Source organism: Streptomyces sp. NPDC060209, assembly GCF_042728155.1.
Classification (GTDB): Bacteria; Actinomycetota; Actinomycetes; order Streptomycetales; family Streptomycetaceae; genus Streptomyces.
This window is the reverse complement of record NZ_JBHWZS010000061.1, coordinates 25,347-35,194: the sequence shown is the minus strand read 5'-3', so window position 1 is coordinate 35,194 and position 9,848 is coordinate 25,347. Positions and strand designations below refer to the sequence as shown.

The 9,848-nt window shown below is 71.8% G+C and carries 8 protein-coding genes; 5 read left to right on the top strand and 3 right to left on the bottom strand.

The annotated features are described in order from the left end of the window. Positions 1-144: 144 nt before the first annotated feature. Complete coding sequence (locus ACFWFI_RS14870; RefSeq protein WP_387389450.1) at positions 145-864, top strand: lysophospholipid acyltransferase family protein; 720 nt, start codon at positions 145-147, stop codon at positions 862-864. A 39-nt stretch (positions 865-903) separates the two neighbouring features. After that, positions 904-1,662 (top strand): DedA family protein, encoded by a 759-nt coding sequence (locus tag ACFWFI_RS14865; protein ID WP_387389447.1) that lies wholly within the window; start codon positions 904-906, stop codon positions 1,660-1,662. A 200-nt stretch (positions 1,663-1,862) separates the two neighbouring features. On the opposite strand, the gene ACFWFI_RS14860 is transcribed toward ACFWFI_RS14865, so the two are convergent. Beyond that, positions 1,863-2,591, bottom strand: a complete 729-nt coding sequence (locus tag ACFWFI_RS14860; protein ID WP_387389445.1) for a lysophospholipid acyltransferase family protein — start codon at positions 2,589-2,591, stop codon at positions 1,863-1,865. 498 nt (positions 2,592-3,089) lie between these two features. Between ACFWFI_RS14860 and ACFWFI_RS14855 the strand changes: the two genes are divergently transcribed. From ACFWFI_RS14855 to ACFWFI_RS14845, 3 genes are read left to right on the top strand one after another with little or no spacing between them, the layout of a single operon-like run. Next, complete coding sequence (locus tag ACFWFI_RS14855; RefSeq protein WP_387389442.1) at positions 3,090-3,323, top strand: acyl carrier protein; 234 nt, start codon at positions 3,090-3,092, stop codon at positions 3,321-3,323. Continuing rightward, a complete protein-coding gene (locus ACFWFI_RS14850) occupies positions 3,320-4,594 on the top strand; it encodes a beta-ketoacyl-[acyl-carrier-protein] synthase family protein (protein ID WP_387389440.1) in 1,275 nt (424 codons plus the stop codon). The genes ACFWFI_RS14855 and ACFWFI_RS14850 overlap by 4 nt, the downstream gene beginning before the upstream one ends. 18 nt (positions 4,595-4,612) lie before the next feature. Continuing rightward, a complete protein-coding gene (locus tag ACFWFI_RS14845; RefSeq protein ID WP_387389438.1) occupies positions 4,613-5,578 on the top strand; it encodes an alpha/beta fold hydrolase in 966 nt (321 codons plus the stop codon). Here ACFWFI_RS14845 and ACFWFI_RS14840 read toward each other — a convergent pair. Then, positions 5,505-7,325, bottom strand: a complete 1,821-nt coding sequence (locus tag ACFWFI_RS14840; RefSeq protein WP_387389436.1) for a glycoside hydrolase family 127 protein — start codon at positions 7,323-7,325, stop codon at positions 5,505-5,507. The genes ACFWFI_RS14845 and ACFWFI_RS14840 overlap by 74 nt on opposite strands. 78 nt (positions 7,326-7,403) lie before the next feature. Further along, on the bottom strand, positions 7,404-9,818 hold the full coding sequence (locus ACFWFI_RS14835; RefSeq protein ID WP_387389435.1) for an endonuclease/exonuclease/phosphatase family protein: 2,415 nt from the start codon (positions 9,816-9,818) through the stop codon (positions 7,404-7,406). Between the last annotated feature and the right edge of the window lie 30 nt (positions 9,819-9,848).

Sequence of the window (9,848 nt, the reverse complement as noted above, 5' to 3'; positions counted from 1 at the left end):
GCCCCCGGCCGAGCGGACGGGGCGCTTTCTTTTTTTAGCCGGACTTAAGTGAAGCCGGCGGTGGAAATTCAGTATTTCATCAGCGAATCAGGGCCGCTTGACCGGCCGATGACTGATGCTTAGGATCCGTCGGGCTGCACATGAATGCGATCGCCCAGCAATCGATTTGCGGGAACAGAGCGGAGTAACCCGAAGTTGCCGATCTACCAACACATCAGGCGGATAGCCGGTCCGTTGCTGCGTGCCGCGGTGCGCCTCGAGGCGACCGGTTTGGAAAACGTGCCGCGGTCGGGTCCGGTGATACTGGTCTCCAACCATCTCTCGATCCTGGATTCCACATTTCTTCCGCTGGTCCTGGACCGTCACGTCACCTTCATGGCCAAGGCCGAATACTTCCGGGGACGCGGCCTGATCGGGAAGTTCACCTCCTCGTTCATGAACGGCAGCGGTCAGATATCTGTCGACCGAGCCGATCAGCGGGCGGCCGTCGCCTCTCTGGACCCATGTCTGGCGGTCCTGGAGCAGGGCGGCGTCTTCTGCATCTATCCGGAGGGCACCCGGTCACCGGACGGCCGGCTCTACCGGGCGCGTACCGGTGTGGCGTGGCTGGCACTGAAATCCGCAGCACCGGTGGTGCCCGTCGCCATGTTCGGCACGGACCGAGTGCTCCCTCCGGGCCGCCGCGTGCCTCGTCCGGCCAGGGTCCGGATCGTCTTCGGGCCGCCCCTGGACCTCACGGAGTACGCGGGCGGGGCCGGTGAGGCCCGCACCAGGCGCCTCGCGGCCGACACCGTCACCGATGCCGTCGCCGCGCTCTCCGGTCAGGAGTACGTCCCCGTCTACGCCACGTCCGCGGCCACCTGAGCCCGGACCACGCCCCCATCCCCTTCCGAGGAGCCCGCAGTGGAACTTGCCCTGAACGTGCTGGATGCCCAGTCCATGATCACCACCTTCGGGCTGGCGGGCATCCTCGTGATCATCTTTGTCGAGACCGGATTACTGGTCGGCTTCTTCCTGCCCGGCGACTCCCTGCTGTTCCTGGCAGGCGTGGGCGCCTCCGGCGCCGCCGCCGAGGTCTTCGACCGGCCCGGCTTCCACCTCTCCCTGCCGATGCTCCTCATCGGGGCACCCGTCTGCGCCGTCGCCGGGGCGCAGTTGGGGCACCTGCTCGGCGCGAGGGTCGGAGCGCGGCTGTTCGCGCGGCCCGATTCCCGGCTGTTCAAGCAGGAGTACGTCCAGAAGGCCGAGGCATACCTCAGCCGATACGGGGCCGGCAAAGCGATCGTCCTCGCGCGATTCATCCCTGTCGTGCGGACGTTCCTCAACCCGGTGGCAGGGGTACTCGGAATCCGCGCGGGTGTCTTCCTCGTGTGGAACACGGTCGGGGGCCTGGTGTGGACGGTCGGCATCCTGCTGCTCGGCTACCGCCTCGGCGACACCCTCAAGGGCAGCATCGACAGCTATCTGCTGCCCGCCGTGTTCCTGATCATCGGCGTATCGATGCTCCCCGTCCTCATAGAGGTGGTCCGCACCCGCAGAGCCTCCCGCGCCGCGGCGACCGCCGGTCCCGCGGCGACCGCCGGTCCCGCCGGTCCCGCCGGTCCGGGCACCGTGCCCGACGGGCTCGCCGCCGACCGCGCCGGGACCGGCGCCGTGCAGTGATCCACAGCCGGGGCCGGTGAGAACGTACAGCCCTGCGAGGTGCCGAGTCCGAGGATCAGGAGGCTCATGCGACCTGGTCCGGAACACCCTCGGTCGGCAGCACTCCACTCGGACGCGACCGCGCCCGGCGGCCTGGTCCACCTGCTCCACGCGGAAGGTGGCCAGGTCCGCCTCTGCCGGAACGCTCGGACGAGGGCGCGTCAGGTGCCGTAGCCGGACGGGCGCTTCTCCCCGCGGATGTCCTCCAGCAGGGTCACGACCGCGTCCATGATCCGGCTGCTGGCCTCCCTGAGCACGGGTACGGTCAGCCCGGCGTCGTACAGGTCCGAAAGGTCCACCGGGGGGCCGGCGCGCACCACCAGCGTGGGCCGGGGGCGGAGCCTGACCCGGCTGCCACCCCTGGCGTACGGCGGCATGATCTCGTGGGCGCCCCACTGGGCGACCGGTATGACCGGGGCCCGGGTCATCAGTGCCAGGCGGGCGGCCCCCGTCTTCGGCTGCCCGGGCCACAGCTCCGGGTCGCGGGTGAGCGTCCCCTCCGGATAGATGGCCACGCACTCCCCGCTCCGCACGGCCTCGTACGCCGCCCGCAGGGAGTCCGCCGCCCGGGTGCTGCGCCGCTCGACGGGGATCTGGCCCGTGGCCCGCAGTGCGGCGCCGAGGACGGGGACCTTGAAGAGCGATGCCTTGACGAAGAAGTGGGGCGGCTTGCCGCTGTTGTACTGGAAGTGTCCGTAGGCGAGGGCGTCCACGTACGAGTTGTGGTTGATCACCGTGATGTAGCCACCCGCCGCGGGCAGATGATGGCCGCCCCGCCAGTCCCGGCGCGCGAAGACGCGGCCGGCGGTGCGCACGACGGTGGCTATCAACCGGTAGGTCACCCCGATTCGGCCGGGCTTCGCGTCCTGCGGATCCGTGTTCTCGTCCATGTCTCTGTCCGTACGTTCCGTATCCCGGCCCGGCACTGCGCAAGGGCCCGGCCACAGTATCGACGGGTGGCCCGGGACAGGTGTGGCCGAACGCCGTTCGGAGCCCCGTCGGCACGGTCGGAATTTAGTGCTCCGTTAGCCGCGGCCGGATTCCGCGTACGGGAACGGCGGACGACCAGCCGCATTCCCTGGCCGGACCACTCGGCCAGGTGACCAGGACGACGACGCCGCCCGCCCCGCCGGGCCGCTCCGTGGCCGGGCTTCCTCGTCCTCCGGCAGGTCCATATGTCCGTACGTCCGTGCCCATCGTGTCACCCGCCGCCGCGGCGCGGCGGAATCGCACACCTGGCCGTCCCCCCTCCTCACGGGGGAACGGGGTCGGGAACAGCGGCCGCGAAGGCGTATAAAGGGTCCCTCCCGAGCAGCCGGCGTCCCCGATGGCCACATCACCCCCCACGCGGCCGGCGTCACCGCGTACCGAGAGCGGAGGAGCCTCCCATGAGCACCTCGGAAGAGATCAGCGCCTTGCTCGTCACCAGTTTCGGAACCGATCCGGCCTCCATCCGGCCCGAGGTGCCGCTCCGACAGCTGCGGCTGGACTCGCTCGCCCTGGAGGAGCTCCGGCTCCTCATCGAGGACCGGTTGGACATCGATCTGGAGGACGTAGTCCTTTCGTCGCGCGACACCGTCGGCCACCTGGTCGCGGCCGTGCGCAGCAAGGCCGGCGCGTGACGGGCCGGGGGCCGTTCGCTCGCAGGTCCGCGCAGCCGGGCATCGAGCCGTTCAGCGCCGCGGTCACCGGAGTCGGCCTGGTCACCGCCGCGGGTGTGGGAGTCGACGAGGCCTGGCGGGGGGTGTGCGACACGACGGTCGCCCCGTCGGTGGCGCACCTGCCGGAACTCGCAGGTCTGCCCTGCGACTTCATGTACACCGTCGACGGCCTGGACACGAAGGCCGCCCTGGGCGTCGCCGCGCAACGCCTGATGGACCGCTTCTCGCAGCTCGCCGTGATCGCCGCCCGTGAGGCGGTCGCGGACGCCGGGCTCGACCCCTCGGTCTGGGACAGCGGACGGGTCGCCGTCGTCATCGGGTCCGCCCACGGCGGCCTGCCGTTCTACGACGAACAGCACACCACCCTCACCGAGCGCGGCGCGCGACGCGTCTCCCCGAAGCTCGCCCCGCTGAGCGTCGTCAACGGGGCCGCCAGCAGCGTCGCCATGGACCTGGGTGTGCACGGCCCGAGCCAGGCAGTCTCCGCGGCCTGTTCGTCGGGCACCGTGGCCATCGGCACGGCCCACCAGATGCTCCGTACCGGGGCCTGCGACATCGTCGTCGCGGGCGGCGCCGAATCGGTCCGCTCCCGGCTCCTGATCGCCAGCGCCTGCCAGATGCGGGCCGTCTCCACCCGCCGCGACGACCCCCAGGCCGCGTGCCGTCCGTTCGACACGCACCGCGACGGCTTCGTCGTCGGCGAGGGCGCCGGCCTCCTCGTCATGGAACGCCCCGAGCACGCCCGTGCCCGCGGCGCCAAAGTCCGCGCACATGTCGCCGGTTACGGGGCTTCCAGCGACGCCCACTCCGCCGTCGCCCCCGACCCCGACGGCCTCGGCATCGAGCGCGCGCTGCGCACCGCCCTCGCCGACGCGGGCATCGACGCCACCGACATCGGTCATGTCAACGCCCACGGGACGTCGACCGTCGCCAACGACCTCATCGAGGCGGGCATGCTGCGCCGTGTCCTCGGCGAGCACCCCCTCGTCACCTCGACGAAGGCAATGACCGGACACACCCTGGGTGCCGCGGGCGGCATCGAGACGGCGCTGACCGTCCTCGCGCTCCAGCACCAGCTCGTCCCGCCGACCGCCAACCTGGACGCCCCCGATCCGGCGATCCCCGTCGAGGTGGTGAGCAAGGAGGCCCGGCCCGCCGCGTTCGACTGCGCCGTCAAGACGTCGCTCGGCTTCGGCGGCCACAACGCGGCGCTCGTGCTCACCAGAGCCTGACCGGAAGCGAGGAGCACCATGCCCGAGGAGATCATCCGGTCCCTGACCGTGGACGGGCTGCGTTACGGCTATCGCCTGCTGCCCCGTGACCCGGCCGCCGGCGGAGCACCGGTCACCGAGCCGGTACTCGTCATCGGCGGTGCGCTGCAAGGCATGTTCGGCTGGCCGCAGATGGACGACCATCTGGGCCCGGTGGCCGACGTGGTGACCGCGGACCTGCCCGGCATGGGTACGGCGGACCCCCTGCCGCCCGGCCCCAGCGCCCCGGTACTGCGTGCGGCGGTCACCGGGATCATCGACGATCTGGGCGCTTCCCGGATCAATCTCTTCGGCTTCTCCTACGGCGCGGCCATCGCCTTCGGCTGCGCGCAGCACGACCCGGGGCGCATCGCCCGGCTCGTCCTCGGGGGCGTCCCCACCCATATCGGTGAGGACCGGCGGGCCTACTGGCACCGGGCGACGCGGGCGCTCGCGGAGGGCGACGCGGAGGGCTTCGCGGCGCTGGCCGCCGACGGGCTGATGTGCCTCGACCCGGACCGGCCCGTACACCGCAGGGAGCTCGCCCGGCGCTATGTGCGGCGCTCCTTCCTGCACGCGCTCGCCCACTCGGAGCACGCCGCCGACTCGCTGCGGCGGGCGCTGGGGGACCGTCCGGACTTCTCCGGCGGGCTGTCCGGCGTACCGGCCCTGGTCTTCGCCGGGGAGCACGACACGGTGACGTCGCCGGAGCTGCAGCGGGAGTTCGCGGGGACGATCGAGGGGAGCCGCTTCCTCACCCTCCCGGAGTCCGACCACTGGGTCGTTCTGGAGCGCTCCGACGAGGTCGCCGCCCTCGTGACCCGCTTCTTCACGGACCAGCCGCTCGACCCTGCCGCCGTCCGGCTCCCGCACCAGGCCTGGACCGGGGAGGTCACCGCAGCGGAATCCACACCCGCATCGCCCCCGCGCCCCGGTTCGCCCACACCGCGTACGGCACCGCTGTGAGCGCCCCGGCCTTCACCACCGTGACACCGCCGAGCAGCCCGGGGCGGTGCTCCGCCTCGAGAGAGGTGCTCGCGTCGAGGAGCACCTCGTCCAGCCTGCGGGGCTGGTCCACCGCCTCCAGGCAGTAGACGAGCGGGCCGAACTCGATGGCGGCGCAGCCGCGTACGGCGTCGACGCGCGGGTCCGGGTGCGTGAGCCGGGGCCGCACCGGCAGATCGAGGACGACCCGCTCACCCCGCTCCCACTGCCGGCGCACCCGCAGCCAGCCCGCCTCGCCCTCGGCCGGCTCGCCGTCCAGGGTGGCACCGGAAGCCCACGCGGGGATGCGGAGCGACAGCGTCCAGGTGCCGGCCTCCTCGGCGGTCACCGTGATCCGGCCGTCCCACGGGTAGTCGGTCTCCACGGACACCGGCCCGTAGGTCCCGGTCGCGTACTGGTGGAGCCGTACGCCGTCGTCGTCCGTGCCGGCGACGTAGTGGGGCAGCGAGGCCAGCAGGCGCATGGCGTTCGGCGGGCAGCACGCGCAGCGGAACCAGGGGGTGCGTCGCGCCGACTGGTCGTCGCGGTGCCCCTCGTAGTCCTCGCGCACCTGGAGCGGGTTGACGTACAGCCAGCTGTCGCCGTCCAGGCCGCACCCGGCGGCGAAGCCGTTGAACAGGGTGCGCTCGATCAGGTCGGAGTAGCGGGCCTCACCGGTCAGCAGGGCCAGGCGCCAGCTCCACTGCACGGAGGCGATGGCGGCGCACGTCTCGTTGTACGCCCGGTCCGGCGGCAGCTCGTAGGGATCGCCGAAGGACTCCAGCTCGTGCCGGGAGCCCAGGCCGCCGGTGAGATACGTCTTCGACTCCGTCATGGTGTCCCAGAGCCGCACCGCCGTCTCCCGCAGCCCGGCGTCCCCCGTCTCGGTGGCGAGGTCGGTGACGCCGGCCAGCAGGTACAGCTGGCGCACCGCGTGCCCGGTGACGGTCCGCGCCTCACGCACGGGCACGTGGTCCTGCCAGTAGCCGGCACCCGGGAAACTCTTCTCGCCGTCGCCCAGCAGGCCGTGGCCGCGCCGGTCGACGAAGTACGAGGCGAGGTCCAGCCAGCGCCGTTCATCCGTCTCCCGGTACAGCTCGACCAGCGCGGTCTCGATCTCCGGGTGCCCGCACACCCCGTCCACGGGCCGCCCGGGTCCGAACACCGAGTCGATGTGACCGGCGAAGCGACGCGCGATGTCCAGGAGCCCGGTGCGCCCGGTGGCCCGGTGGTGGGCCACGGCGGCCTGGATGAGATGTCCGGCGCAGTAGAGCTCGTGACCCCAGTCGAGCTCCTGCCAGCGCCGGTCGGGACGGGCGACCTGGTAGTGCGTCTGCAGATAGCCGTCGTCGTCCTGCGCGGAGGCGAGCAGGGCGATCAACGCCTCGGTGTCCGCGCGGAGTTCCTCGTCGTCAGGTGCCCCGGCGAGCTGCCAGGACGCCGCTTCGAGCCACTTGTGGACATCGGAGTCCTGGAACGGGAAGTCCCCGGCGAAGTCACCCGTGCCACCCGCCGCCGCCCGAAGATTGGCCAGGTTCCCGGCGTCCTCGAGTCTGCGGGGTCCCTGCGGGATGCTGACGTCGGCATTGGTACGGCGCCTGGCGGCCCAGAAGCCGCCGCTGATGGTTGCGCGGCCCACGGGGCGCACCACGGTCCGGGCGGATGCGGACGGGCGTATCGGTCCCGTGGGTCCGGGGATGTCGGCGGGGGGAGCGGCCTCGGCAGTCATGCGGGGGAGGGTAGCGATACGGCCCGTCGAACAGACGGTGGTCAGGGTGGCGGCCCGGTCGGACCGCCACCCGGTGGGTCAGTGCCGGTGGCCCTGTCCCTTCACGTCGATCCGCACGATCTGCGGGTCGTGGTCGCTCGCCTGGTCGGCGAACTCGGCGTTGATGTGCACCACGTCGTAGTCGAAGCGGCGGACGGCGGGGCTGGTCAGGATGTGGTCCAGCGTCTGCGAGTTGCCGTCGTAGACATAGCTGTACTGCTCACCCACGGGCAGCGTGGTGATCAGCGGCTTGAGGACCTTGCCGCTGGTCAGCGCCTTCATCGTGGGGGAGAAGGCGAAGTCGTTCAGGTCGCCGAGCGTGACGACCCGGGCCGACTTGTCCGCCTTCAGGAGCGAGGTGACGAAGGTGTTGACCTCCGCCGCCTGCCGCACGCGCTGCGTCTCGGAGCTGCGCACCGGCTCCTGGTAGCGGCCGTGCAGGGACTGGTCGCCGCCCTTGGACGCGAAGTGGTTGGCGATGACGAAGACCGGCTCACCGCGGAAGCGGAACTCGCCCACCAGCGGCTTGCGGCTGCTGTCCCAGGCCGTGCTCGTGGGGTTGATCCGGCCGGGCGAGACGGAGAGCGTGGCACCCTTCTTGGTCTTCACCGCCTTCACGGCGGTGGTCGCGTCACCGCCCGCACGGTCCACGAAGTCGACCCGGTCGAGGTTGAAGAGGAAGACGTTACGGATGTTGCCACCCGGCTCGCCGCCGTCCCGTCCGTCCTCGGGGGCGACATAGCGCCAGGTGTAACGGGGGCCGCCCGCCGCGACGATCGCGTCCGTGAAGCGCTTCAGCGTCGCCTCGGAACCCACCGTGCCGTCGTTCACCGCACCGTTGTCGTCCTGGATCTCCTCGAGGGACACGATGTCCGGGGACGAGAGGCTGACCGCCACACCCTGGGCGAGCGTGTCGAACTTGGCCTGGTCGTCGGCCGCGTCGAGGTTCTCCACGTTGTACGTGGCGACGGCGAGCTCCTTGCGCTTCTGCTTCCGCGTCACCTCGCGCTTCAGACCGTTGTCCTTCAGCGTGCCCAGCTCGGTGGCCTGCACGTTGTAGCCGCCGAACGACGCGTAGTCGACGACGCCCGTGGTGGAGCCGGACAGCACGTCGCCCACGTCCGCGGCCGGGACGGGCTGCGCGGTGTTCAGCGACATCACCTTGAGGCGGCCGGTGTTCTGGTCCTCGTAGGAGGCGTACAGCGTGCCGCCGCGCCGGGTCGGGTTCTCCCGGGGCTTCACCGTCACCCAGACCTCGTCGTACGCGGTCGTCGCGCCGGTCACCCGGGTGTCGGCCATGGTGACGCGGGTGCCCTCGAGGGACTCGTACAGATCGAGGGCGTACTTCGCCGGGTCGAGGGCGAGGGCCTCGACGGAACCGCCGCCGGCCGTGGGCACATAGGCGTCAGGCACCGAGGAGGCATCGAGCACGACCGCGTCCGGCAGGGCGTTGCCCGAGGACAGGACCGTGGTCAGCGGGGCGGTGATCTGGGTGAGCGACTGGGCACCGGTGGCCGGGTAGTACTCGGCGACCTTGCCGCTGACCAGCACCGAGTCGCCGACGGCGACGGTGGGGGCGGCGGAACCGGTGTAGACGAACACGCCCTCGCTCGTGCGGGGGTCGTCGTCCGGCGCGGTGTCCTGGATCCAGAAGCCGCGCGATCCGGTGGTCCGTACGCCGGTGACGACACCCGGAACCCCGGTGACCGGCTGCCCGGCGAGCGGGGAGAGGCGGGTCGTGCCCTGGATGTCGTGCACCCGCACCGTGCCGGGCTCGGTCGGCCCGCCTGGCTCGCCCGGTCCTGACCCGCCGGAGGTCTCGCCGGCCGCGTTGACCGGCGTCGGGGTGCCCGCGGTCAGGTCGGCGGCGTTGTCGTCGGTGTCCGCCAGGGAAGTGCCGCGCGCCACGGAGGCGGTGGCGGAGGCGCCCGTCACGGGGCCGCTGCCCTCCCGCACGACCGCGGAGCCGTAGCCCACGAGGTCGACGATCCGGGTGTCGGCGGCGCAGTCCGCGCCGGTCTTGCAGGTCAGCGGTGCGGTGCCGGAGACGAGCGCGACGGTGCCGCTCGCCGCGGACATCGCGACCGTTCCGGTCGCGTCGGCGGTCGGCAGGGCCACCGTGCCGCCGGTGCCCGCGGCCTGGGCGACGAGGTAGCGGGCACCCGGCGCGACGGCGCCGGACAGCTCGGAGACCTGCCACAGCGATCCGGCGGAGGGGGTGCCCGGCAGGTACTGGACGCTGAAGCCGGACAGGCCGAAGGAGCTCTGGCCGGCGTTGGCCAGCTCGATGTAGTCACGGGTGAGCGTCGCGCCGGAATTGCCCCCGCCGCCGTACACCTCGGAGATGACGGCCGACGACGACGGTGCCGCGAAAGCGGCGGGCAGCGCGGTCACCGACAGGGTCACGGCGACGGCGGCGGCCAGCAGGGCGGAGCCGGGTCTGGCTATGTGCACGGGAACTGCCCCCAAATGTGTAGTGAGGGG

Excerpts from the sequence above, each read along its gene's own strand:
- ACFWFI_RS14870 (WP_387389450.1), top strand. The coding sequence starts at position 145 with ATGCGATCGCCCAGCAATCGATTTGCGGGAACAGAGCGGAGTAACCCG.
- ACFWFI_RS14860 (WP_387389445.1), bottom strand. The coding sequence starts at position 2,591 with ATGGACGAGAACACGGATCCGCAGGACGCGAAGCCCGGCCGAATCGGG.
- ACFWFI_RS14855 (WP_387389442.1), top strand. The coding sequence starts at position 3,090 with ATGAGCACCTCGGAAGAGATCAGCGCCTTGCTCGTCACCAGTTTCGGA.
- ACFWFI_RS14845 (WP_387389438.1), top strand. The coding sequence starts at position 4,613 with ATGCCCGAGGAGATCATCCGGTCCCTGACCGTGGACGGGCTGCGTTAC.
- ACFWFI_RS14840 (WP_387389436.1), bottom strand. The coding sequence starts at position 7,325 with ATGACTGCCGAGGCCGCTCCCCCCGCCGACATCCCCGGACCCACGGGA.